This is a genomic window from Limnobaculum parvum, from assembly GCF_003096015.2.
Taxonomy (GTDB): domain Bacteria; phylum Pseudomonadota; class Gammaproteobacteria; order Enterobacterales; family Enterobacteriaceae; genus Limnobaculum; species Limnobaculum parvum.
The window spans coordinates 694,064-719,781 of the sequence record NZ_CP029185.2 but is presented as its reverse complement, the minus strand read 5'-3'; the positions used below and the strand labels follow the sequence as shown (position 1 = coordinate 719,781).

Annotated in this window: 21 protein-coding genes and 1 other RNA gene; 8 read left to right on the top strand and 14 right to left on the bottom strand. The window is 46.9% G+C overall.

Annotation, left to right across the window (positions count from 1 at the left end; all coding sequences use genetic code 11):
* Positions 1 to 51: 51 nt before the first annotated feature.
* Positions 52 to 1,158 (bottom strand): glycine cleavage system aminomethyltransferase GcvT, encoded by a 1,107-nt coding sequence (gene gcvT / locus HYN51_RS02600; protein ID WP_108901415.1) that lies wholly within the window; start codon positions 1,156 to 1,158, stop codon positions 52 to 54.
* Between the two features lie 392 nt (positions 1,159 to 1,550).
* Between gcvT and HYN51_RS02595 the strand changes: the two genes are divergently transcribed.
* Complete coding sequence (locus HYN51_RS02595) at positions 1,551 to 3,080, top strand: tetratricopeptide repeat protein (protein ID WP_108901414.1); 1,530 nt, start codon at positions 1,551 to 1,553, stop codon at positions 3,078 to 3,080.
* 26 nt (positions 3,081 to 3,106) lie between these two features.
* On the opposite strand, the gene ubiI is transcribed toward HYN51_RS02595, so the two are convergent.
* The 4 genes from ubiI to HYN51_RS02575 all read right to left on the bottom strand — a co-directional run bounded on the left by ubiI (position 3,107) and on the right by HYN51_RS02575 (position 7,857).
* Positions 3,107 to 4,315 carry an FAD-dependent 2-octaprenylphenol hydroxylase gene (gene ubiI, locus HYN51_RS02590; RefSeq protein WP_108901413.1) on the bottom strand — a complete coding sequence of 403 codons (1,209 nt, stop codon included), beginning with the start codon at positions 4,313 to 4,315 and terminating at the stop codon, positions 3,107 to 3,109.
* A gap of 11 nt (positions 4,316 to 4,326) precedes the next feature.
* Positions 4,327 to 5,508, bottom strand: coding sequence for a 2-octaprenyl-6-methoxyphenyl hydroxylase (gene ubiH / locus HYN51_RS02585; RefSeq protein WP_108901412.1), 1,182 nt, complete (start codon positions 5,506 to 5,508; stop codon positions 4,327 to 4,329).
* Positions 5,505 to 6,821 carry a Xaa-Pro aminopeptidase gene (gene pepP, locus HYN51_RS02580; RefSeq protein WP_108902131.1) on the bottom strand — a complete coding sequence of 439 codons (1,317 nt, stop codon included), beginning with the start codon at positions 6,819 to 6,821 and terminating at the stop codon, positions 5,505 to 5,507. The genes ubiH and pepP overlap by 4 nt, the downstream gene beginning before the upstream one ends.
* Before the next feature lie 460 nt (positions 6,822 to 7,281).
* Positions 7,282 to 7,857, bottom strand: coding sequence for a YecA/YgfB family protein (locus tag HYN51_RS02575; RefSeq protein WP_108901411.1), 576 nt, complete (start codon positions 7,855 to 7,857; stop codon positions 7,282 to 7,284).
* A gap of 298 nt (positions 7,858 to 8,155) precedes the next feature.
* Between HYN51_RS02575 and zapA the strand changes: the two genes are divergently transcribed.
* The 3 genes from zapA (at position 8,156) to HYN51_RS02560 (ending at position 9,397) form a co-directional block, all read left to right on the top strand.
* The gene (gene zapA / locus HYN51_RS02570; RefSeq protein ID WP_108901410.1) at positions 8,156 to 8,485 is read left to right on the top strand and encodes a cell division protein ZapA; all 330 of its coding nucleotides are present in this window, start codon (positions 8,156 to 8,158) and stop codon (positions 8,483 to 8,485) included.
* 103 nt (positions 8,486 to 8,588) lie between these two features.
* Positions 8,589 to 8,772: non-coding RNA, 6S RNA (gene ssrS / locus HYN51_RS02565), on the top strand.
* Positions 8,773 to 8,809: 37 nt separating this feature from the next.
* Positions 8,810 to 9,397 (top strand): 5-formyltetrahydrofolate cyclo-ligase, encoded by a 588-nt coding sequence (locus tag HYN51_RS02560; protein WP_108901409.1) that lies wholly within the window; start codon positions 8,810 to 8,812, stop codon positions 9,395 to 9,397.
* Between the two features lie 60 nt (positions 9,398 to 9,457).
* Here HYN51_RS02560 and serA read toward each other — a convergent pair whose 3' ends face one another.
* Positions 9,458 to 10,690 carry a phosphoglycerate dehydrogenase gene (gene serA / locus HYN51_RS02555; protein WP_108901408.1) on the bottom strand — a complete coding sequence of 411 codons (1,233 nt, stop codon included), beginning with the start codon at positions 10,688 to 10,690 and terminating at the stop codon, positions 9,458 to 9,460.
* Between the two features lie 289 nt (positions 10,691 to 10,979).
* Positions 10,980 to 11,639 (bottom strand): ribose-5-phosphate isomerase RpiA, encoded by a 660-nt coding sequence (rpiA, locus tag HYN51_RS02550; RefSeq protein ID WP_108901407.1) that lies wholly within the window; start codon positions 11,637 to 11,639, stop codon positions 10,980 to 10,982.
* Between the two features lie 149 nt (positions 11,640 to 11,788).
* On the opposite strand from rpiA, the gene HYN51_RS02545 reads away from it, so the two are divergent.
* Complete coding sequence (locus tag HYN51_RS02545) at positions 11,789 to 12,682, top strand: LysR family transcriptional regulator ArgP (protein WP_108901406.1); 894 nt, start codon at positions 11,789 to 11,791, stop codon at positions 12,680 to 12,682.
* A gap of 7 nt (positions 12,683 to 12,689) precedes the next feature.
* Here HYN51_RS02545 and HYN51_RS02540 read toward each other — a convergent pair whose 3' ends face one another.
* From HYN51_RS02540 to tkt, 5 genes are all read right to left on the bottom strand, one after another.
* A complete protein-coding gene (locus tag HYN51_RS02540; protein ID WP_108901405.1) occupies positions 12,690 to 13,406 on the bottom strand; it encodes an oxidative stress defense protein in 717 nt (238 codons plus the stop codon).
* Between the two features lie 121 nt (positions 13,407 to 13,527).
* Positions 13,528 to 14,175, bottom strand: coding sequence for an arginine exporter ArgO (gene argO, locus HYN51_RS02535; RefSeq protein WP_108901404.1), 648 nt, complete (start codon positions 14,173 to 14,175; stop codon positions 13,528 to 13,530).
* Positions 14,176 to 14,381: 206 nt separating this feature from the next.
* Positions 14,382 to 15,458, bottom strand: a complete 1,077-nt coding sequence (gene fbaA / locus HYN51_RS02530) for a class II fructose-bisphosphate aldolase (protein ID WP_108901403.1) — start codon at positions 15,456 to 15,458, stop codon at positions 14,382 to 14,384.
* Between the two features lie 96 nt (positions 15,459 to 15,554).
* Positions 15,555 to 16,718 (bottom strand): phosphoglycerate kinase, encoded by a 1,164-nt coding sequence (pgk, locus tag HYN51_RS02525; protein ID WP_108901402.1) that lies wholly within the window; start codon positions 16,716 to 16,718, stop codon positions 15,555 to 15,557.
* A 605-nt stretch (positions 16,719 to 17,323) separates the two neighbouring features.
* Positions 17,324 to 19,318, bottom strand: coding sequence for a transketolase (gene tkt, locus HYN51_RS02520; RefSeq protein WP_108900415.1), 1,995 nt, complete (start codon positions 19,316 to 19,318; stop codon positions 17,324 to 17,326).
* Between the two features lie 253 nt (positions 19,319 to 19,571).
* Here tkt and HYN51_RS02515 point away from each other — a divergent pair, with 253 nt between their 5' ends.
* Both HYN51_RS02515 and HYN51_RS02510 read left to right on the top strand, forming a co-directional pair.
* Positions 19,572 to 20,321 (top strand): M48 family metalloprotease, encoded by a 750-nt coding sequence (locus tag HYN51_RS02515; protein WP_108901401.1) that lies wholly within the window; start codon positions 19,572 to 19,574, stop codon positions 20,319 to 20,321.
* Positions 20,322 to 20,663: 342 nt separating this feature from the next.
* Positions 20,664 to 21,227, top strand: a complete 564-nt coding sequence (locus tag HYN51_RS02510; RefSeq protein WP_108901400.1) for an NADPH-dependent FMN reductase — start codon at positions 20,664 to 20,666, stop codon at positions 21,225 to 21,227.
* A 79-nt stretch (positions 21,228 to 21,306) separates the two neighbouring features.
* Here HYN51_RS02510 and speB read toward each other — a convergent pair whose 3' ends face one another.
* Positions 21,307 to 22,224, bottom strand: a complete 918-nt coding sequence (gene speB, locus HYN51_RS02505) for an agmatinase (protein WP_108901399.1) — start codon at positions 22,222 to 22,224, stop codon at positions 21,307 to 21,309.
* A gap of 388 nt (positions 22,225 to 22,612) precedes the next feature.
* Here speB and HYN51_RS02500 point away from each other — a divergent pair, with 388 nt between their 5' ends.
* Complete coding sequence (locus tag HYN51_RS02500; protein ID WP_108901398.1) at positions 22,613 to 23,209, top strand: YhgN family NAAT transporter; 597 nt, start codon at positions 22,613 to 22,615, stop codon at positions 23,207 to 23,209.
* A 46-nt stretch (positions 23,210 to 23,255) separates the two neighbouring features.
* On the opposite strand, the gene speA is transcribed toward HYN51_RS02500, so the two are convergent.
* Positions 23,256 to 25,154, bottom strand: a complete 1,899-nt coding sequence (gene speA / locus HYN51_RS02495; protein ID WP_108901397.1) for a biosynthetic arginine decarboxylase — start codon at positions 25,152 to 25,154, stop codon at positions 23,256 to 23,258.
* Positions 25,155 to 25,718: the final 564 nt, after the last annotated feature.

The window sequence follows — 25,718 nt, the reverse complement described above, 5'->3', positions numbered from 1 at the left end:
ATTTTTAACTGACTCTGTTTAATTCAGGGGTTCAGAATAATTAATCTAGACTTATTCTGTTGGTGCCAGCAGTGTTCTGCCGTTACGCACAAATCCGGGTTTCACCACCCGCACCGGCATTTCACGGTTGCGAATTGGCACGATGGCTACATCACCAATACCCTGAGGAACCCGCGCCAATGCGATACTGCAACCCAGCGTAGGGGAGAAAGAACCACTGGTGATCACCCCCTGATGTTCTTTACCGGCTGCATCATAAAACATCACCGGCAGCTCATTGCGCAGCACGCCTTTTTCAGTCATCACCAAGCCAACCAGCTTGTCGGTACCCTGCTTACGTAAAATCTCTAACCTTGCACGACCAATAAAGTCACGATCCGCTGGCTCCCAAGCAATCGTCCACTCCATATTCGCTGCCAGTGGGGAAACCCCCTCATCCATCTCTTGACCATACAGATTCATGCCGGCTTCCAGACGCAATGTGTCACGAGCGCCTAAACCACAAGGTTTCACGCCTGCCGCCATCAGCTTCTGCCACCAGTCGTCCAGTTGGCTCGCGGACATCATCAGTTCATAGCCCTCTTCCCCCGTATACCCAGTGGTGGCAATAAACACATCGCCGGACTGAACGCCAAAGAAAGGCTTCATCTGGTTAACCGCCTGACACTGTTGATCCGTCAGTAGGGTTGCTACGCGTTGTTTAGCCTCAGGCCCTTGCACCGCAATTAATCCTAAGTCATCGCGGACTTGTATTTCGACAGTAAAGGGCTGGGCATGCTCGGTAATCCACGCCAGATCTTTTTCTCGCGTAGCGGAGTTCACAATCAAACGGAAATAATCTTCTGCCAGAAAATAGACAATCAGATCGTCAATCACCCCTGCCGATGCATTCAACATCGCACTGTACAGCGCTTTACCAGGTTGAGTTAACTTGACGACATCATTTGCTAGCAGATAACGAAGATATTCACGGGTGTTAACACCGTGCAAATCAACGATGGTCATGTGGGAAACATCAAACATGCCTGCATGCTGGCGTACAGCGTGGTGTTCATCAATTTGTGAACCGTAGTTCAGCGGCATCATCCAATCATGAAAATCAACCATTCTGGCACCACAGGCGAGGTGTCTATCGTACAGAGGGGTCTTATTGGTCATTGGGTCCTCTTTAAATACTTCAGGGTGAATCCCGTAATAGATAAATCGGGTGCCAAAAGTGGCATCGGTCTTAATGTAACAATAAGTTAACGTAATTGTTAATAATTATCGCGACATGTGAACAATTGCTATGATGCAGCAGTTTTGATTCATAAACTGCGGTTTTCTGCACAGAAATCAGTATTGGTTTTATTAAAGCTCTGTACCAAATTCACAGCCCGTCTCTTGAAGCATAAGACTCAATATTTTCTGCTTTTTAGTATATGATCACGGTTATTAAACGCACCACTTTCGGCTATACATGTGTCGTTCTATCGCACTGTTGGCGGCGGGTTCGTCAGGAAGTGTTCGCCTCGTCATAAACGAAGATATGGGAAGTTACAGTACGTTTTATGAACAAAAAAACCAGAGTTAGCAGCCCAACTGCCACACCACCGTCTCTACAACAGACAGTGACAGAATTAATTAATGCCGGAAAAACCGAAGAGGCCTTAAAAAAGATTCAGGTAAGACTGATGTTCGCCCCTAAGGATGCCTGGTTTTTACATGAGGCGGCACGCCTTTATCGCCGTAATGAAAAACTGGATGAGGCAGAGCGCTATTACCTGCGAGCACTGGCGGTAGTTCCCAACGATCCCAGTTCGTTAAACGGGTTAGGCCTTACCTACTACGATAATAAAGATTTTGCCAACGCAGAAAAATACTATCAGATGGCGCTATCCGTGCTGCCATCCTACGCCGGCTGCCGCAACAACTACGGTATTATGCTGCACAAAATGGACCGTTATCAGGAAGCGGCTCAACAGTATCAGCTCGCTTTAGAGGCCGATCCGAACCATCTTGAAGCGCGCTACGGGCTAAGTTCGGTACTGGCGCATATGCAACAGTTGGAATCCGCAGTTGACCATATGCGCTACTTTTTGCAATTCTCTCCACAAGACGCGCGTACTCAGAACACCTTAGGCATGGTTCTACTGCAACAAGGAAACTTTGAACAGGGTTGGTCTTTGTACCGCAGTCGCTATAGCCAAAACAATCCCCATCGTTTTGTGAATCTACCTTCGATTAATCGCCCTTATTGGGAAGGTGAGGACCTGACCGGGAAAGCCATTTTAGTACATCCAGAACAGGGAATGGGGGATGAGATACAATTCTGTCGTTTCGCCACTCGTCTGAAACAGGAAAAGGGCGCATCCACAGTCTATCTGATGTGTCGCCCTGCTCTCTATTCCCTGATGCAGTCGCTGCCCAATATCGACGGTATTATTGTATTAGATAAAGAAAACAATGCGCCCTTGCCGGAGTTTGACGTTTGGAGTTTACTGCTGGACCTGCCACGACACTTCGTCGACAGTCAGGATCCTTTTGCACTACAACCACCTTACGTCTTTGCACCATCACCAATACCCGAACAATGGCGCTTGCCTTCCGCAGAGCCTCGTCCGCTACGGGTAGGCTTGGTATGGAAAGGTTCATCCAAGCACGCCAACGATCGCAACCGCTCTTTAGAGAATCTATCAGTGCTGCATCCGTTATGGTCAGTGCCCAATATTGAGTGGGTTAGTTTGCAAAAGGGAGAAGGAGAGGACGAAGCGATTAATGCACCGGCAGAGTTCCCTATTCTGGCCTTAGGTCATCAGGTCACTAGCTATGCGGATACCACGGCAATTATCGATCAAGTGGATCTGGTGATTACCGTTGATACGTCCGTAGCTCACCTTGCTGGAGCCATGAATAAACCCTGTTGGGTGATGCTCCCGGCCTTTGCTATTGACTGGCGCTGGATTGAAGGACAGGAAACCTCATCTTGGTATCCGTCAATGCGTCTCTTCCGCCACAGCGATGAGAAATCATGGACTGAAATGATTGGTCGCGTTCGCGATGCCTTAGCCCAGTGGCATAGCCAACAGACTAAGGCTTAATCACCAAAAATAAAACTGGCAATGCCCTATAACGGGCTTGCCAGCCAATCCGGTAAATCACGTAATCCCATGGCTTGATGAACCAAATGCGGTTTTACTCCCGGTAGCGTATCCGCCAGTTTCAGTCCGATATCCCGAAACAGCTTTTTCGCCGGATGATCGCCATCAAACACACCCCGGAAACCCTGCATTGCAGCCAGCATCATGACTGCACTCTGTTTACGGCTACGCTCATACTTCCGCAAATAGAGATAATTGCCTAAATCTTTGCCCTGTTTCTGTAAGCGCCGAATCTCTTCTATCAGGCAGGCGGCATCCATAAAGCCAAGATTCACGCCCTGCCCGGCCAAAGGATGGATGGTATGTGCCGCATCGCCAACCAGTGCCAGCCGATGGGCGGCAAAACTGCGCGCATAGCGAGCCGTTAAAGGAAATATGGCTCTGTCGCTCACGACGTGACAACGCCCGAGCCGGTTGTCAAACGCGATGCCGAGCTGATGATTAAATTGCTGATTATCCATTTTTTTCATTTGCTCGGCCTTTTCCGGCGGTAACGACCAGACAATCGAGCATAGGTCCGTTTGCCATAGCGGCAGAAAAGCTAAGATGCCATCACCGTGAAATACTTGACGAGCACAATGTTGGTGAGGCTCATCAGTGCGAATGGTTGCCACCAAGGCATGATGACCATAATCGCGAAATGTCAGGGGAATATCCGCATGTTGACGCACCCATGAGTTAGCGCCATCCGCACCGACGACCAAACGGCCACTCAACATCCGGCCATCTTCCAGAGTAATAAACGCTTCGTTTTCACCTCTAACCACTTGTTTAAGTCGAGCTGGGGCCAGCAGGGTAATATCACCACTGCTATTGGCTTTATCCCACAGCGCTTTATGAATCACATCATTTTCAATGATATGCCCCAAGTGGGTATAACCGTAATCTTCTGCCTTAAAAGCGATACGGCCAAAGCTATCGCGATCCCAAACATCCATGGCTGAATAAGGGCTAAGACGTAAAGCCTCAATGCTTTTCCATACGCCGAGATAATCAAGAAAACGTTCACTGGCAGCATTGATCGCAGAAACCCTCAGGCTTGGATCGGTAGACAGAGATTCATCTGGCAATTGATTCTCAACAATGGCAATACGCAGGCCACTGCCCTGTAATCCACAAGCCAGAGAGAGCCCAACCATGCCGCCGCCGGCAATAACTACATCATAAGAGTGCATGAACGATTGTCCTATCGTTTAACCCAGCCAAGGGTTCTGTGCGCTAAAGGCAGCCGGAGTAGTTCGCAGCTGTCCATGACCATTAATCCAAGATTTCTTGCCACTACCAGTGGCCTATAACGGTTAGCAAACAGGTGAATCAAACCGTCCGTCAGGCCAATTGTCGCCTGTTGGTCCGGCTGGCGACGCTGACTATAACGGCGCAAAACACCATAACTGCCTGGGTCTTCCTGCTGTTCGACCGCCTGAGATAAAATCTCAGCCAGTGACATCACATCACGTAGCCCTAAATTGAACCCCTGCCCAGCAATAGGATGAACGGTTTGTGAGGCATTGCCAACCAGTACCAAACGATGGCTCACCGGCTGACGCGCAGTGCGTAAACGTAGCGGATAGCTGGTTCGCTGCCCGGCTGAAACGATTTCTCCCAGCCGCCAGCCAAAAACCTGCTGTAGCTGTTTAACAAAGGTGTGCTCATCCCATGCCATGACTTGCTGTTGCTGTGCCTGCTCCATACACCACACCAGCGACATGCGCCCTTTTGACATCGGCAGCAACGCCAAGGGGCCTTGAGGCGTAAAACGCTCAAAGGCTTTTCCCTGATGCGGTAAGGCAGTAGTGACATTCGCGATCAGCGCTATTTGATGATAGTCCTCTTCGCTCCACGCCATACCCAACGAGGTAGCCACAGAGGAGAACGAACCATCTGCCGCCACCAAAAGCGCAGCCGACAGGCGCTGACCATTATCCAGCGTAACCTGAACATGGGAGGCATCACGTTGGGTCTCTACCACTTTAGCCGGGCAGTGCAATGTCACATTGGATGATTTTTTCAGCAGCGAAAACAATCGATTGCCAACATCATGCAGCTCAACCACTTGCCCCAGCGCAGGCAGAGCATAGTCATCCGCCCGCAATGTTACCATGCCGCTATGACCGAGATCGGTGACCAGAACCGTTTTAATCGCCGTTGCACAATCCGCCAGTGCGGGCCAAATACCTACGCGAGCCAGTTGCTGACAGGTTCCCTGAGCGAGCGCAATGGCGCGAGCGTCAAACCCGGGGTGTTCTGCATTCTCCGGCAGTACCGCTTCCACTAAATCAATATGGATGCGGCCTTTACTCAGCGTCGACAACGCTAAAGCCAGCGTTGCTCCCGCCATGCCGCCGCCAACAATAATCACCGAGTTCATTGCCGTGATCCTGCCATCAGGGCTTCGATATCATCGGGATCTTTCACCACGCCCGCCGTCAGAATTTCACAACCCTGCTCGGTAATTAAAATATTATCTTCGATACGAACACCAATACCGCGGAACTTCGCGGGTACATCTGCATCGGGTGCTATATACAGCCCCGGCTCTACGGTCAGTACCATTCCCGGCGCCAGCAGGCGATCGCGGGTAGAAGAGCCATAGCTACCCACATCATGAACATCCAGTCCCAACCAGTGGCTCAGTCCATGCATATAGAAGCGCTGATGAACTTTGTCCGCCATCAGTTGTTCCACCTCACCTTCCAGTACGCCTGCTTCTACCAACCCTTGTAACATGATGCGGATCACTTGCTCATTGGCATCACGAATACTGCTCCCTGAAGTAAGTAGCGAAATCGCTTTATACTGAGAAGCTAATACGATGTCGTAAATGGTGCGTTGTGCCAGGCTAAACTTGCCGTTAATGGGGAAGGTTCGAGTGATGTCACCCGCATAACCAGAGTATTCACATCCGGCATCAATCAGGACTAAATCACCCTCTTTCAGCGGTGACTCGTTTTCAGTGTAGTGAAGAATACAGCCATTTTCTCCACCGCCAACAATGGTGTTGTAAGCCGGGTAGCGAGCGCCGTGGCGGGTAAACTCGTGGTGAATTTCCGCTTCAAGATGATATTCAAACATACCGGGGCGGCATCGTTCCATCGCTCGGGTATGGGCTTTAGCCGTTATCTCACCCGCTTTCCGCATTACCGAAATCTCTTCCGGTGATTTAAACAGACGCATCTCATGCAGCCACGGACGCCAGTCCGTCATGGTTGCCGGTGCGCGTAAATTCTGGCGATTACCGTTACGTAAAATATCCAGCGCCATAAATACGATGCTATCTGCATAGTTATACTGCCCCTGAGCGTGGTACACCACATCAAGGCCATTAAACAGTAAATGAAGCTGTTGGTGGATATCATCGTAAGGCAGAGCGCGATCGACGCCCAGTTTTTTCGGAGCCGCATCCTGCCCAAGACGACGACCAAACCAGGTTTCCGCGTTTAAATCACGCACCCGATTAAACAGCACGCTGTGGCTGTGAGTTTCATCACTTTTAATCAACACCAATGCGGCTTCAGGTTCATTAAAACCGGTGAGATACCAGAAGTCGCTATTTTGACGGAAAGGATATTCAGAATCAGCACTGCGGGTTCTTTCTGGCGCAGCAAAAATAATCGCCGCACTCCCTGACACCATTTTCGACAGTAGAGCCTGACGGCGACGCTGAAATTCAGATAATGTGATCATAGTGGCTGTCCTTTCGCGTTCAGGTTGATATTAAATTCTTAATGTAATTGTTGTGGATATTCCAGCCGGAAGACCGTTTGTACTTAGCTTTGGAGGGCGTCGGCCTAGCCCTCCGATTAACATCGTTTACTATTTGCCTCGGTAGATATTCCGGCCGTAAAAACGATGTGGCGTATATCACCGTTGTGCTCAGCCGGAAGCCCCCCACGACAGCCTCTCCCTACGATTAGCAATGCTAACTGCCTAGTCAGGTGATTCATTCAGGCATTTATTTTTTATATATTGCCCTTCAGGTTAAAGCATCCGAATGTTGCCTCAGCCAATAAAAAAGTAGCACGGCCAATATGGATGTTGGCCAAGGCGGAGCGACGTAGGGAGCGGCTCTGCTGCCGGGATAAGCACTACATCAAAGGCGGCGAAACCTACACCGAGCCTGACATTCAGAAAAATCAGAATATCAATGCAGCGTCGGCTTCCCAGCTCCCTGCACCGGAACCCCCACCCCAACAAACTCGTTATGACACAACATCGCCGCCATTCTTACATACTCATGAATCTCTGCCAGCGAGCGCTCCAGCTCATCCTGGTCTTCATCTTCTTCATACCCCAACTGAGCGATATTACGCAGGTCATCAATCGCTTCTCCGGTTTCTCCTTTTACCTGAGCTAACTTAGGCTGCATCATTCCCAGCCCCAGCAAAAAGTGGTTAACCCAACCGGACAAGGCATCAATACGTTCAAAAACTGAGCTTTCGTCATCGGGCAATAGCAAGTCGAAGTCAAAACCTTCATCTTCCAGATCCTGCTTGGTCACATCATATAATTGCGTCACCATATCCTTCAGTGGATAACCAAACGCGATGCCTTCATTGGTCAAATCATGGACCACTACTGTCCAACTGCTATCATTGCTGCCACCGCACAATAAACCACTAATCAGGCCGTGCATTTCTGCCGCAGTCATCCCGACATGATGCTGTGCCAACGTTGTATTCAGGGTTTGATAAGAGGGAAGCGTGTTCTCGGTCATCATGAATGATTCACCACCATAGGTAAGGTCAGATAAGTTAACACTATGCTACCATCAACCGCAGATCCGATTCCATAAAAGGCATATATCTTAAGTACTTTATCCCCGTGTCTTCCAAGGGTGATTATCTATCGTTTAATCATAGTCTGAAGGTACCGCCCCACACAAAGCGATAGTTTGGTATAATGGCCGTAGTTTGTTAGATTAGTGATATCTGTTTTATTTATTCGTCTCTTAGTTGATTGGGTCCTCTGGGTTTTCCATACAAAGAGCACAGGTCAAAATTCGGCAGGAAGGTGACATGTCAGCACAACCGGTAGATTTACAAATTTTCGGCAGATCGTTACGGGTAAACTGCCCGCCGGAGCAAAAAGAGGCTCTGAATAAGGCTGCGGAAGACTTAAGTCAACGACTAAAGGACTTGAAGGTCCGTACTCGCGTGACCAATACAGAACAATTGGTTTTCATTGCTGCGCTGAATATCAGCTATGAGCTGGCTCAGGAAAAAAATAAAACCGATGATTATGCTAAAAATATGGAAGAACGGATTCGTACGTTACAACATACAATTGAACAAGCCTTGGTCGAACAGAATCTAATATCGAAACGGCAGGGTGCAAAATTTGAATAAATCCCATATACTCTTTTCTAAATGTTGTTATAGTTAATGTGTGGTTGGTAAACATATTAACTAACCAAGAATAATAGAAAACGTCATGTACGGTTTCTGAAAAAATTCTCTGAGGTGCGCGTTATCGGGCCAGTCCCCTGAGCCGATATTTCAAACCAACAGAATGTGGATTCTTACAATTTGTGTGCATGCCCGGTCCGTCCGGGAAGCCTAATAGCTGTAAATTCACGTTCACCTTGAACCAAGGGTTCAAGGGTTACAGCCCGGGACGGCACCTCGGAGTCCTCTCTTCTCTGTTCATCCTTTGATATAAGCGTATCCGGTATGACCTTTGAGATTTCTGCACGTCAAATCCTCAGAAGAAAAGTACGCCAACTACGCAATAGTTTAACGCAAGAACAACAGCACTTAGCCGCTCAGACATTGTGTCAAAAACTGTGCCATCATCCTAAAATCAAAACGGCCCAGCATATCTCTTTGTTTCTCTCTTTTGATGGCGAAATTGATACTCACCCATTGATTCAGGCGCTTTGGCTGCAAAAGAAGTCTCTTTACCTACCGGTTGTTCATCCTTTTAGCCCTGGTCATCTGCTGTTTTTACACTACACCCCAGAAACCCCGATGATTTCTCACCCTTTTGGAATTCGAGAGCCTCGGCTTAACGTTCAATCAGTTTTACCCGTGTCACAGTTGGATGTCATTATCACTCCGCTGGTTGCCTTTGATGCTCAGGGAAATCGTTTAGGAATGGGCGGTGGCTACTATGACCGAACGTTGAAACACTGGCGTAACAGCGGCTCCTATCCTATCGGGATTGCCCACGATTGCCAGCAAGTCGACGCATTACCCTATGAAGATTGGGATATCCCTCTACCGGAAATTGTTACCCCTTCTCGCGACTGGAATTGGTAAATTCTATGCCGGAAAGAATAAAGGCGGCTGATTAGCCGCCTTCTTCACCATCAATCGCTATCAGAACAACAATCTTGCACGAATAGTGCCCTGAATCGATTTCATGTGCTCCAACGCTTCATCTGAACGATCGGTCTCCACATCAATCACCACGTAACCAATATCGTTATTGGTTTGCAGGAACTGAGCAGCAATGTTAATGCCCTCTTCCGCAAAGATATGGTTAATCTGATTCAGAACCCCTGGACGGTTTTCGTGAATATGCAGCAAGCGGCTAACATTTTCACTCGGTGCCGGCAGGGAAACTTCCGGGAAGTTAACCGCAGAAAGGGTAGAGCCATTATCGGAATATTTTGCCAGCTTACCGGCCACTTCAGTACCAATGTTAGCCTGAGCTTCCTGAGTCGAACCACCAATATGCGGCGTTAACAGCACATTATCAAACGCGGTTAATGGTGATTCAAACGGGTCCTGATTGGTTGCAGGCTCGGTTGGAAATACATCCAGCGCCGCGCCAGATAGATGATTACTCTCCAATGCGCTGCACAGTGCTGGAATATCCACCACCGTACCCCGTGAAGCATTGATCAGTACTGCGCCCGGCTTCATCAGCGCCAGCTCTTTATGCCCCATCATATTCTTGGTGCTGGCAGTTTCCGGTACGTGCAACGTCACCACATCACTCATATTTAGCAGGTCAGATAAATGACGCACCTGAGATGCATTCCCTAACGGTAGCTTGTTCTCGATATCGTAGAACATCACATTCATACCGATAGATTCCGCTAGAATACCCAGTTGGGTGCCGATGTGGCCGTAACCGATGATCCCCAGGTTTTTACCACGGGCCTCAAAACAACCTACCGCTAGCTTACACCACTCACGGCGGTGAGCCTTGGCGTTAGCTTCAGGAATACGGCGCAGTAACAGTAGAATTTCCCCTAACACCATCTCTGCAACGGAACGAGTATTGGAGAATGGCGCATTAAACACAGGAATACCACGTTTAGCTGCCGCATGCAGATCAACCTGATTGGTACCGATACAGAAACAACCTATGGCAACCAGTTTCTCTGCTGCTGCCAGAATGTCTGCACTTAAATGAGTGCGGGAACGAATACCGACAAAATGTGCATCACGAATTGCCACTTTAAGCGCTTCATCGTCTAATGCACCTTTATGGTACTCGATGTTGGTATAACCCGCAGCACGCAGATTATCAACCGTACTTTGGTGAACACCTTCCACCAGGAGAAACTTAATTCTCTCTTTTTCTAACGATACTTTTACCATCTGCTGAACCTTGCCCTAGTGATTATTATATAGACCCTGTCTAACCAACATATCAAAAATAGAAGTTACGGCAATACAATCGATTGCTTATATATCAGTAGAAGGCGTAAGTGAATGTTTTAATTTAGGTGGTTTATTCTGCCCCAGATAGGGGCGGGCAGCTTGTTAACGTTATAAAAATGCCAAGTGTGATATATATCACCAAATTAATATTTTTTTAATTATATGTAATAATTTTTGAATATTTCCCCGAATTTTATAGGGTTATATAAAATTCGAGGCGATCTCATTACGATTCGATCACTTTCACACCATCAGGTGTACCAATCAGCGCCACATCGGCACCACGGTTGGCAAATAGCCCGACGGTTACCACACCCGCGATGTTATTAATATTATTCTCCATCGCTACCGCATCCATAATTCTCAGATTATGTACATCCAGAATGATATTGCCATTATCGGTAACTACACCCTGACGATATTCTGGCATACCGCCCAGTTTGACCAACTCTCTGGCAACATAAGCTCTGGCCATAGGGATCACTTCCACTGGCAAAGGGAAGGCCCCCAAGATATCAACCTGCTTAGAGCTGTCCGCAATACAGATAAATTGACGAGAAATCGCCGCAATGATTTTCTCTCGGGTCAGCGCCGCACCGCCACCCTTAATCATTTGCATATGACCATTAATCTCATCGGCACCATCAACATAGATATCCAGTGAGTCCACATCGTTACAGTCAAAAATCTGGATTCCCAACTTCTTCAGTTTAGCCGTTGAGTCATTAGAGCTGGAAACCGCCCCTTCGATTTGATCTTTTATTGAACCTAACGCATCAATGAAATGCGCAGCAGTTGAGCCAGTTCCTACACCGACAATGGTCCCAGGACGCACATACTTTAGCGCTGCCCAACCTACTGCTTTTTTCAGTTCATCTTGAGTCATAGTGAAATCTACCTACGTTGTCGAAAATGTGATTATTATAGAGTAACCCACGAGGCAAAACAGTTAAACCTGTCAGAAACATACGACAATCAAAAAAGTATGGCATAGTGTTAGAGAGACGGTTTGATTCAAACGGAGAATACTTAGGAATGAAACGCCCAGATTATCGTGTACTTCAGGCGCTGGATGCCGTTATCCGTGAGCGCGGGTTTGAACGTGCAGCACAAAAGTTATGTATTACGCAGTCAGCCGTATCTCAACGCATTAAACAACTTGAATACTTGTATGGGCAACCATTACTCATCCGTACCGTTCCCCCCCGTCCAACCGAGCAAGGGCAGAAGCTGCTGGCGCTATTGCATCAGGTCGAGCTATTGGAAGACGAATGGCTCAGTGATGAAGGCAGCGCAGATTCACCGTTACAGCTCTCCCTCGCCGTTAACGCCGATAGCTTGGCAACTTGGCTATTACCGGCGCTGAAACCCGTATTGTCTGACTCGCCGATTCGTTTAAACCTACAGGTTGAAGACGAAACTCGCACTCAGGAACGTTTACGTTTAGGGGAAGTGGTTGGTGCAGTGAGTATTCAGCCTCAGGCCCTGCCGCGCTGTTTGGTGGATCAGTTAGGAGCATTGGACTATATCTTTGTGGCATCACCCGACTTTGCGGAACGCTATTTTCCTAATGGGGTGACTCGCACGGCATTACTTAAAGCGCCCGCCGTGGCGTTTGATCATCTGGATGATATGCATCAGGCCTTTTTACAGCAGAACTTTGATTTGCCACCGGGCAGCGTACCTTGTCATATCGTTAGCTCTTCAGAAGCCTTTGTGCAGTTAGCAAAACAGGGTACGACTTGTTGTATGATCCCACACCTGCAAATTGAACGGGAACTGGCTAACGGTGAGTTGATGGATTTGACGCCGGGCCTGTGCCAACGACGGATGCTTTACTGGCATCGTTTCTCGCCAGAAAGTAAGATTATGCGGGGAGTGACTGACGCCCTGTTAAGTTACGGGCGTCAGGTATTGAGACAAATCTAATCCGCGATTAACGTTGGATATCAAATACCACGTCAACCTGATCGTTAAAGCTGATGCTCTGCTGTTGGTATGTTTCATCAATACCGCTGGCAGAGACAGCATCAGATTTATAAGCGCGCATCATCGGCACAGGCATTGGGTTAGCAGCGCGATAGCGAATGCTAAATACCGGCCCCAGCTTCACGCCAAAGTCTTTTGCTAACGCTTCGGCTTGTATTTTTGCATTCTCAACCGCTTTTTTGCGCACATCATTACGATAGGTGTCATCTTTAGTTACGCCCAGCGTGATATCACGGATCTCATTCAAACCTGAGCTTAATGCGCCATCCAGCAGCGTGTTCAATTTATCCAGTTGGCGAACGGTTACCTTAACCTGACGAACCGCCGCATAGTCTTTTACCACTTTGCTGCTGTCGTTGCTGTTTGGATAGTTATATTCCAACCGAGTTTGAATATTAGCCGCATCAATATCAGCTTTGACGATGCCGTTTTTCTCCAGAAACTCCATATATTTAGCAACACGCTCATCGTTTTGCTTTTTCGCTACCGCCGCATCTTTGTCAGATACTTTTACCTCGATCAGTAACGTTGCCATATCGGGTTTAACTTCGATGGTTCCGGTACCTGAAGTTACAATATGCGGACCATCCGGCAATTCTGCTGCCTGCATCGTCATCGGTAACATGGCAACCACTGCCGCCATCGCTAGCGCTTTTAATTTCATGAACTCTCCTCAAAAACCATAACCTGATGGCACAAAATCTGTGCCATCAATGTATAACCGAACCAATGATAGGATTATCCTGAACAATGGCAACAGAATTTACAACATCCTGACGTTCCGTTTACCCAAGATGGATATTGGTTGAGGTAAGAAAACCTGAAAGGGCATGTCTGGCTAGCTGTATAGCAATCACCCACATTACCGTGCCGACAACCAGATTGATTCCACGTTGAGCTTGGCTCTTTTGCAGCCAAGGTGCCATCCAAACCGCCAGCAATGCCAGCGAGAAAAACCAAATAATTGAAGCCGTTACAGCGCCAATCACAAACCACAGTCTTAAATCACCAAACTGTTCCCCTAGGCTACCTAATACCACAACGGTATCCAGATAAACGTGTGGGTTTAACCAAGTGACCGCCAAAACAGTGGCAATAATACGGTAGCGGGTATGCAGCGTCTGGTTATCCATACTAAAGGTATCTGGATTTGGTTTGAACGCTTCGCGAAAAGCGCCCCATCCATACCACACTAGGAAAATCACTCCAGCCCAAGTTACCACTTGCAACAGTACTGGTGACTGAGCCAATAACGCCCCGCCACCAAATACGCCCAAAGAAATTAGAACCGCATCGCTCATGGCACAAAGTGCCGCCACCATCACTGGATATTGACGACGAATCCCTTGCGATAGCACAAAAGCATTCTGCGGCCCAATCGGCAGAATCATTGCCATCCCTAAAATAATCCCTTGAAAATAAGCTACCAGCACGTTATTCCTCACTTTAACTCTTCACTGATTTCATCAGGCGATAGACTAACGAGTGATGAGGATAATGAGAAATGGATAATTCTTATTACCCATTAGGTGAAGCTAATAGTCAGATGCGTCCGATTCAGAGATGGTTTAAATAGATGTGATAAAAAAACACCGGCTGTTTCCAACCGGTGTTTTCCAACAGCTTCAAGCAAGAACGATTACAATACGTTTTCGCAGTTCAGTTCTTTGAACGCTTTTTCTAAACGAGCGATCATGGTTACCTGAGCAGCACGCAACCACGCACGTGGATCATAGTATTTTTTGTTTGGCTTATCGGCACCTTCCGGGTTGCCCAGTTGGCCTTGCAGGTAGCCTTCGTTCTTCTTGTAGTATTCCAGAATACCTTCCCAGGTCGCCCATTGGGTGTCGGTATCGATATTCATTTTAACTACACCATAACTAACTGCTTCTTTGATTTCCGCTGCGGTGGAGCCAGAACCGCCGTGGAATACAAAGTCCAGACTGTTGTGTGGCAGGTTATGTTTCTTGGAAACATATTCCTGAGAGTTATGCAGAATTTTTGGCGTCAGTTGTACGTTACCTGGCTTATAAACGCCATGAACGTTACCAAATGAAGCCGCAATCGTGAAACGTGGACTGATAGCATTCAGCTTTTCGTAAGCATAATCCACGTCTTCTGGTTGAGTATACAGCGCAGAGTTATCCAGATGGCTGTTATCAACGCCGTCTTCTTCACCACCGGTACAACCCAGTTCGATCTCCAGCGTCATACCAATCTTAGCCATACGCTTTAGATATTTACTACAAATCTCAATATTCTCTTCCAGTGACTCTTCTGACAGGTCGATCATATGAGAAGAGAACAAAGGCTTGCCGGTTTCTGCAAAGTTTTTTTCACCCGCATCTAACAGGCCATCTAACCATGGCAGTAATTTTTTAGCACAGTGGTCAGTATGCAGGATCACTGGCACACCATAATGTTCAGCAACTAAGTGCACATGCTTAGCACCGGAGATTGCACCAACGATAGCATTGCCCTGACCTTCCAGTTTCATACCTTTACCGGCCATAAACTGAGCGCCGCCATTAGAAAACTGAACAATGACCGGAGCACGAACTTTTGCAGCTGCTTCAATAACCGCGTTGATAGAATCAGTACCTACACAGTTAACTGCAGGTAACGCGAAATTATTCTCTTTAGCAATTTTGAATACTTTCTGAACATCATCACCAGTGATAACACCTGGTTTTACGAAATCAAAAATTTTAGACATGCTACTCGTCCTATTTTTCATTGGTTATTGATGGATAAAATAACTTTATCCTATAAATATAGAAGAAACGGGAGGCAAGCCTCCCGTCTTATCAAATTAACCCTTTGCACGCTCTTCTAACATCACAACTGCTGGCAATTTTTTACCTTCAACGAACTCAAGGAAAGCGCCGCCACCGGTTGAGATATAAGAGATTTTATCTGCGATACCAAACAGGTCGATCGCAGCCAATGTATCACCACCACCTGCGATAGAGAATGCATCACTCTCAGCGATAGCTTGAGCAATGATTTCAGTCCCTTTGCGGAAATTAGGGAATTCAAATACGCCTACAGGGCCATTCCACAGAATCGTTTTTGCTTTTTTCAGGATCGCCGCCAGCTCTTCTGCTGAAGCATCACCTAAGTCTAGAACTTGTTCATCATCTTTAATGTCAGCAACAGATTTCATGGCTGCTGGCGCAGTTTCAGAAAACGCAGTAGCCACACGCACATCGGTAGGAACCGGAATATGGCAAGTTTCCATTAATTTTTTTGCTTCAGAAATCAGATCGGCTTCATACAGTGATTTGCCAACATTATGGCCCTGAGCAGCAATAAAGGTATTCGCAATACCACCGCCAACAACCAGTTGGTCAGCAATTTTGGCCAAAGAACCTAATACGGTCAGCTTGGTTGACACTTTAGAGCCACCGACGATAGCCACCATTGGGCGAGCTGGGTTACCCAGCGCTTTACCCAAGGCTTCCAACTCATCAGAAAGCAGCGGGCCAGCACAGGCAACTGGTGCATATTTAGCAACACCATGCGTTGACGCCTGAGCGCGGTGCGCGGTACCGAAGGCATCCATCACAAACACATCACACAGCGCAGCATATTTTTTGGATAACGTCTCTTCGTCTTTCTCTTCGCCTTTATTGAAGCGAACGTTTTCCAGAACCACTAACTCGCCTTGTGCAACATCAACGCCATTCAGGTATTCTTTCGCCAAACGAACCGGAGATTTGATGGCGTCTTTCAGATAATTCACAACCGGTAACAGAGAAAATTCTTCGTTATATTCACCTTCAGTCGGACGGCCTAGGTGAGAAGTTACCATAACGCGAGCGCCTTGTTTTAAGGCTAATTCGATAGTCGGCAGCGATGCACGAATACGGGCATCAGAGGTGACTTTGCCATCTTTTACTGGTACGTTGAGATCTGCACGGATAAGTACTCGTTTACCCGCTAAATCCAGATCGTTCATCTTAATTACAGTCATTGTGAATCCTCTTGTTAATTCTCTCAAAGTTACCTGAGCCCGGCACGCGTTGCCAATACTCATATATTCTGATGGTTAACGCTTTCCCGGAGTGTCCAGCTTCTACCCCATCAAAGATTGCTACTTTTAACAAAAAATCACTTATCACACAGGACATTCGCGGTAGACAAAACACGCGGGCAAGTCCTATATATCAAAAATATTTAACATACCGGACAAATCGTTGCAGCAAATGATAGCACGAAAAGTATAGTTGAGATTAACCCGTCTATTCTAATCGTAACAGCACGGCCTGTCTGTGATACGGCTATCGGATCGATAGCCTTAAACCTCAGGTATTGATCCGATATTACCGTTATTCTATATCTGAAAACATAAAAACTGAAACGCTTCAGCAATTAACTACAGATTACGAAAATCCTGCCAAAATTACTACTGGTTATATGTCGTTAAGCTAAAAAAAGTTTGGTTTCTGAGTTTACTGGATGTTGTAAAATACAACACATCGTCATTGATATTTGTTCAGTCTAGAAATTAAAAAAGCCCTGACATCACTATCAGGGCGTTAAACTTAACTAAATGCTAAGTACTAGGAATATTTAAACTTACTTCAGTAACTCACGGGCATTCGCCACCACGTTATCGACCGTAAAGCCGAACTCAACAAACAGTTGTTCTGCCGGTGCGGATTCGCCGAAGCTGTGCATACCGATAATACGACCGTTTAGGCCGGTGTATTTGAACCAGAAGTCCGCAATTCCCGCTTCTACGGCCACTCGCGCCGTCACGCCTGATGGCAGGACCGACTCGCGGTAAACCGCATCCTGACGGTCAAACACTTCGGTACAAGGTATCGAAACCACGCGAACGTTGCGGCCTTCGCCTGCCAGTTTGTCTGCCGCATCCACCGCCAAGCTCACTTCTGAACCGGTCGCCATCAATATTAACTCTGGCGTTCCGGCACAGTCTTTCAGCACATAACCCCCACGCGCTACGTTAGCCAGTTGTTCTGCGGTACGCGGTTGTTGAGTCAGGTTCTGACGGGAGAAAATCAGCGCGCTTGGGCCATCTAAGCGCTCAATCGCTGACTTCCACGCAATCGCGGATTCAACTTGGTCACACGGACGCCAAGTGCTCATGTTTGGCGTCAGGCGCAGGCTGGCCATTTGCTCCACCGGCTGGTGAGTTGGGCCATCTTCACCCAGACCGATGGAGTCGTGGGTATACACGAATACGCTGCGAATTTTCATCAGCGCGGCCATACGTAACGCGTTACGGGCATATTCCATAAACATCAGGAACGTCGCGCCGTAAGGCACAAAACCACCGTGCAGGGCGATACCGTTCATCATCGCCGACATCCCGAATTCGCGCACGCCGTAATGAATATAGTTGCCCGCTAAGTCATCCACTATCGACTTTGAACCGGACCAGATGGTTAGGTTACTGGGTGCCAAGTCAGCGGAGCCGCCCAGAAACTCCGGCAGGAGTTTACCAAAGGCTTCCAACGCATTTTGTGATGCCTTACGGCTGGCAATATTGGCTGGGTTAGCCTGTAAATGTTCGATAAACTTCTGAGATTCGGCCTGCCACTGAGTCGGTAACTGACCGCTGACGCGACGGGTAAACTCGGCCGCCAATTCAGGATGCGCTGAACGATAGGCCGCAAACTGTTTGTCCCACGCCGCTTCCGCCGTCTGACCGGCAGATTTGGCATCCCATGCGCTATAGATTTCCTGAGGAATAACAAACGGCTCGTATTTCCAGCCCAACGCTTCACGAGTCGCTGCCACTTCCGCATCGCCTAATGGTGCACCATGGCTGTCGTGAGTCCCCGCTTTGTTGGGGGAACCAAAACCAATGATGGTTTTGCACATCAGCAGTGAAGGCTTACCGGTTTCTTTCTGCGCCTGCTCTACCGCTTTGCGGATGGCTTCGGCATCATGACCATCGATACCGCGAATAACGTGCCAGCCGTAGGCTTCAAAACGCATCGCGGTGTCATCGGTGAACCAGCCTTCAACGTGGCCGTCAATGGAGATACCGTTGTCATCATAGAAGGCAATCAGCTTGCCCAGTTTAAGAGTACCGGCCAGTGAACAGGCTTCGTGAGAAACCCCTTCCATCATGCAGCCGTCACCCATGAAGGTGTAAGTATAATGGTCAACGATGTCGTGACCCGGGCGGTTGAATTGGGCAGACAGCGTGCGCTCGGCAATCGCCATTCCCACGGCGTTACAGATACCCTGACCCAACGGACCGGTGGTGGTCTCCACACCCGGCGCATAGCCATATTCTGGGTGGCCTGGGGTGCGGGAATGCAACTGACGGAACTGTTTTAAATCATCGATAGTCAGGTCATAACCGCTCAGGTGCAACAGGCTATAAATCAGCATGGAGCCGTGACCGTTAGACAGCACGAAGCGGTCGCGGTTAGCCCACTGAGGATTGGTTGGATTGTGTTTGAGGAAACCGCGCCACAGAACTTCCGCGATATCGGCCATGCCCATCGGGGCTCCGGGATGGCCTGATTTGGCCTTTTGTACAGCGTCCATACTGAGGGCGCGAATAGCGTTAGCGAGTTCTTTATGAGAAGGCATTATTAACTCCATTTTAGGCTTAGGATTCGAGGTTCAGATCCAGAATAGGGAAAACGCCGTTATCTTCTCAAGTCAGCGCTAAAACGGCAACCCCGATTGACGATACATCATATAGTTGCCAAATGTGTGGGATTTTGTATCACAGATTTTTCTAATTCCTCATGACACACTCTTTTATTATTGATATTATTGCGCAACTGGATAGGACCAGTTTTGCAGGCTAATAATCATATAATCACGGGAAGATAATTCTATGAAAATGCGTTCCACTTTAATTGCTGTAACTTTAGCATCAGCTACTATGTTAGCGGGTTGTCAAAACGGAAGTATTGGTGATACCCTTCTGTCTGCTGTAACCGTTAGTGATGCAGAAGTGAAATCAATGACGGATCAATCTTGTCAAGAGATGGATCAGACTAACAAAATTGCAGGTAAGAGCAGCAAGTACACCAAGCGTCTGAACAACATTTCTAAGAAGTTAGGCACCAATATCAATGGTCAGCCTCTGAACTACAAAGTTTACTTAACTGACGACATCAACGCATGGGCAATGGCTAACGGCTGTATCCGTGTATATAGCGGTCTGATGGATAAGATGTCTGACGATGAAGTTATCGGCGTACTGGGTCACGAAATTGGTCACGTTGATTTAGGCCACACCAAGAAAGCATTCCAGGTTGCTTACGCAGCCCAGTTCGCTACTCAGGCAGCACTTCAGTACGGCGGTAAAACTGCAGAAGTTCTGAACAACGCTCAACTGATGGATTTCGCTAACGCACTGATCAACGCTCAGTTCTCTCAGTCTCAAGAATCAGAAGCTGATAACTTCTCTTATGATCTGCTGAAGCAAAAAAATCTGAAAACTATGCCTCTGGCAACTGCGTTTGACAAACTGGCTCAGTTAGACGGTGGTGCAAGTGCAGGTATGATGAGTTCTCACCCAGGTTCAAAAGAGCGTGCTGATGCAATCAGAGCGCGTATCGCTGCTGACGGCGGTAAGTAATATTTAGACAGAGTAGCTTGATAAATTATCAACGCATTTCTGTTATATAATTTAATGACCGAGGTAATACCTCGGTCTTTTTGTTTTTACCAAACCTCCCCTTTCAAAATATTTGGCACGAAATCATTAGCGCCCCAATATTAAGTGGCGTAGAGTGTTCAAGTCACTAGTAAAAATCGAGATAATCTTTTCATTTATCAAGGGTTATTTCTTTGCTACAGCGATGATTATCAACTATCTTTTATATTTCAACACCCCCCTTATACGGGTGCCTCATTTCATCATTTATTCAGGTTATAGTATTAAATGAATCGTTAGTAAAATTCACCAAGGAGTCGTCTTATGAGTCAAGTGAAACACGTAGCCGTTTTGGTCGGTAGCCTGCGTAAAGAGTCAATCAACCGAAAAATTGCCCTGGCATTGGCTAAATTAGCTCCCTCTTCAATCAAGTTGGATATCGTGGAAATTGGCGATTTACCACTCTATAGCGAAGATATTGACGTCACTCCACCAGCGGCTTACACCACATTTCGTCATCAAATCAAAGCCGCTGATGCCGTACTGTTTGTTACCCCTGAATACAACCGCTCGGTACCAGCAGCATTAAAAAATGCGCTGGATGTCGGATCGCGCCCATACGGACAAAGTGCTTGGTCAGAAAAACCAGGGGCCGTTGTTAGCGCATCACCGGGCGCTATTGGTGGTTTTGGTGCTAACCACCATTTGCGTCAGTCACTGGTATTCCTAAATATTCCATGTATGCAACAGCCGGAAGCCTATATCAGTAACGCCGGCGCTATTTTTGAAGAGAACGGTGAACTGACCGAAAAAACCAAAGCCTTCTTACAAAACTTTGTTAACGCTTATGCTGACTGGGTTCTGTTCCAGACCCGTCCACAAAAATAAACGGTTCTGGTAACTCTCTAAATGCAAAAACGGCTGATAAATATCAGCCGTTTTATCTAACTGTTTCACTCACACTAAATTACTTTTTCGCAGCCTGCATATACAGCATATCCAGAGCAACTGTCGCCGCGGCTAAAGCCGTCATCTCCGCATGGTCGTAAGAAGGTGCTACTTCTACCACATCCATTCCCACAATATTCAACGACTGTAATCCACGCAGAATTTTCAGTGCACGATCGGAGCTTAATCCGCCGCATACTGGTGTACCAGTACCCGGAGCAAAAGCAGGATCCAGACAGTCAATATCAAAGGTCAGATAAACCGGCATATCCCCGACAATCTTTTTAACTTCGGCAACAACGTCATCCACAGTGCGATCGTTTACCTGAGCAGCATCCAACACGGTGAAACCGTTATCGGTGTCATGCTCGGTACGAATGCCGATTTGTACTGAATGTGTTGGGTCGATTAAACCTTCATTTGGCGCATGATAAAACATGGTGCCGTGATCAAACTTACTGCCATTAGAATAGGTATCGGTATGAGCATCAAAATGAACCAATGCCATTTTGCCAAAATGTTTAGCGTGAGCTCTCAGTAAAGGCAAAGTCACAAAGTGGTCTCCGCCGAGGGTCAGGCAGCGCTTACCCGCAGCCAGCAAACGCTCTGTGTGAGCCTGAAGCTGTTCACTCATGTCCTGAGCGTCGCCAAAATTGAATACCACATCGCCACAATCCACAACTTTCAGCTTGCTTTGCAATTTGAATGTCCACGGCCAACGGCAGGACTCCCAAGCCAGATTGGTCGATACTTGGCGAATAGCCGCGGGTCCATGACGAGCCCCAGAACGGCCAGAGGTTGCCATATCGAAAGGTACACCGGTGATAACCCAGTCCGCATCACTTTCATACGGCTGAAAATTAAGTGGTAAACGTAAAAAACCAAAAGCATTGGAGACCAGTGAATTATCAGGCTTATTGCCAAGCGTGCTATTCATTGTATTCCTCAAAATGTCTGCGTTATATTTCTGCTATCCCACGCGGTTAGCGGTGGACCACTAGCAGAAATCAACTAAGTCGCGAAAAAAAATCCCTCCTCGTCAGAATGGAGCGCCCGACGAGAAAGGGATTCAGAGAATTCTTCAATTGTGCTGATGTAAATTATGGAGTGAATTCTCCCCATCTTCAAGAAAAATCCCGAACGGTATCGATGGATATTCCGAGCATAAAAAATACCGTGTTTAAACCAGCATTGAGTATGGTCGCTAAAATACCCGATTCAACCATCAGGCATTTCAAATCCGCCAGCAGTAATAGAATTAACCAACCGGTTTGGCTTTTGAAGTTAGTATATAGTTAAACTAAATGTGTTAACTGGATTTAAATATGGCAGAAATGACATCGGCAATAATTCTACTTTTTCTTATCCTCGATCCGTTGGGAAACCTGCCGGTATTTATGTCGATCCTAAAACATATCGACCCTAAACGTCGCCGCATTATTGTTATCAGAGAGATGTTGATTGCTCTGGTTCTGATGATGGTCTTTCTGTTTACCGGTGAGAAAATTCTGGAAGTGTTGAATCTGCGTACCGAGACGGTTTCTATCTCTGGCGGGATTATTCTGTTTCTGATTGCTATTAGGATGATTTTCCCATCTTCCGATAGTGGCAGCACCTCTGGTTTACCCGCAGGAGAAGAGCCTTTTCTGGTGCCAATGGCTATTCCACTAGTCGCCGGACCGTCTATTCTGGCAGCATTAATGATGTTGTCGCATCAGTATCCAAACAAAATGGGCTATCTGGCTATTGCGCTGTTTATCGCTTGGGCACTTTCCGCCATGATACTGATGATGTCCGATTTATTTCTACGGTTGCTGGGTGAGAAAGGTGTTAATGCACTGGAACGTCTGATGGGACTGATATTAGTGATGATATCAACCCAAATGTTTCTGGATGGAATCCGTAGCTATTTATCGCACTAAAGAACAGAAATAGCAGGTGGTCATTGACCACCTGCTCATCGATTAATTACTCATCTTCAAGATAAGTATAACCATATAACCCAGCTTCAAACTCTTCTAAGAACTGCTCTTCAAGCTCTGGGCTTAAATTGGCACTCTTGATTTGTTCACGATAGCGAGTCATCAGCGTTTCCGGATTAAGCTGAACATACTCCAGCATTTCCGCAACTGTGTTGCCTTCTTCAGACTGTTCAACTTCAACGCTGCCATCATTAAATACAAACACATCAACCGAGGCCGTATCGCCAAACAGGTTATGCATATTTCCCAGAATTTCCTGATAAGCACCAACCATAAAGAAGCCTAACAGCGGAGGATTCGCCGGGTCGTAAGGTGGCATCGGCATCGTCGTTGCCATACCATCACCATCAATATAGTGATCAATCGCACCGTCAGAATCACAGGTGATATCCAGTAACACCACGCGGCGTTCAGGATCCTTATCCAGCCCGCTCAGTGGCAATACAGGAAACAACTGGTCGATACCCCATGCGTCCGGCATTGACTGAAACAACGAAAAGTTAACGTAAAGCTTATCTGCCATACGCTCATCCAACTCATCAATAATTGGAAGATGAGCCCGATTGCTTGGTTCAAGCTGTAGTTGAATATGATGACAAATGGTCAGATAAAGCTGCTCGGCATAAGCGCGATAGGTTAAATCCAACATGCCGTGTGCATATTGGGTATGCACATCATTCAGATCCAATTGGCTATCGTGAAGCCATTCCCGCAATGAGCGACGATTTTCTGGCTCTTGCATCTCCAACCAAGTGTCCCACAGGCTGCATAAGGCACGTGGTGCATCTTCATCAGGAGGCTGCGGCACTTCAAATTCATTTCGCTCCACACCAATAACGTTAGAGACCAGAACCGTATGGTGCGCAGTCACTGCGCGGCCCGATTCAGTAATCACCGTTGGGTGCGGTAAGCCATGTTCATTACAGGCCTCACCGATTCCCCAGATCACGTTATTGGCATATTCATTCAGGCCGTAGTTCACTGAGCAGTCAGACTGAGAGCGCGTACCTTCATAGTCCACACCCAAACCGCCGCCAACGTCAAAACATTGGATATTGACACCCAACTTATGCAGCTCTACGTAAAAACGCGCTGACTCACGTACGCCAGTGGCAATATCACGAATATTAGATAGCTGAGATCCCAAATGGAAGTGCAGCAGTTGCAGGCTGTCTAAACGTCCGGCATTACGCAACGTATCCACCAGCGTTAGTACTTGAGAAGCCGATAAACCAAATTTAGACTTATCACCACCGCTGGCCTGCCACTTACCCGAGCCTTGAGAAGCCAGACGAGCACGAACCCCAAGGCGAGGTATCACGTCCAGACGTTTGGCTTCTTCCAGTACTATCTTTATCTCGGACATTTTTTCAATGACCAGATAAACCTTATGACCGAGCTTTTCCCCGGTTAATGCCAAGCGAATATATTCACGATCTTTATAACCGTTACATACGATCACTGAACGGGTAAACCCGGCATGACCCAATACCGCCATTAATTCGGCTTTAGAACCGGCTTCCAGCCCTAAAGGTTCACCGGAATTAACCAGTGACTCAATTACCCGACGCTGCTGATTAACCTTAATCGGATAAACTAAAAAATAGTTGCCTTCATAACCAAACGACTCACGCGCACGTTTAAACGCTGCATTAATAGAACGCAAACGATGCTGAAGTATTTGTGGGAAACAAAACAACGACGGCAGACGCTGCCCTTGCTCTTGCATTCCTTGAACTAACGTTGCCAGATCCACTCGTGCATCAGGTAAGTCAGGATCCGGACAGACAGTAATATGGCCGGACTCATTCACGCCATAATAACCACCACCCCAGTGAGCGACATTATAAGTACGCATCATTTTGCTTGCGGAACCGTTTGTCATAACAACATAAACCTCTTAGAGCCCGGAACGGAAACAAACCGATCTGAGCAACTCAACAGTAAAAACTACCCGATTAGTTCGTATTTTACCATGCAGCACTGGAGGGTAACTACCCGGACCATACGACCGCATAAGGATAGACGATAATATTGCTATTTCATATTGTTAATGAAGCAATCAGGCTGCAGGAAACAAATTTTTTGTTTATAAATATGTCCAAGGGATAGTTAGGTACTCAGCGATTTTAAATATCATTAAAATCAATAAATAAAGAAGATAAGTTCCATTTAAAATAGAGTGATAATTATCCAAGTATATAACCAGTTCAAAAACCTGATTATCTAAGGCAAAAAAGCGATTTTTTCAGAACTAAATGATAATTAAACAGTTAATGTTTTTATCAAGGATCGTCCATCGATCATTTTTATGTCAAATCGGTGTATCTATACTCTCTAATACTAAATCACACTCAAAACCATCGTTTATTTCCAGTTGTAAAAAAAACAGATTTTAGAACAATGGGTTGAATATTTTCAGATAAAAAACAACTGGCAATATTGTTGT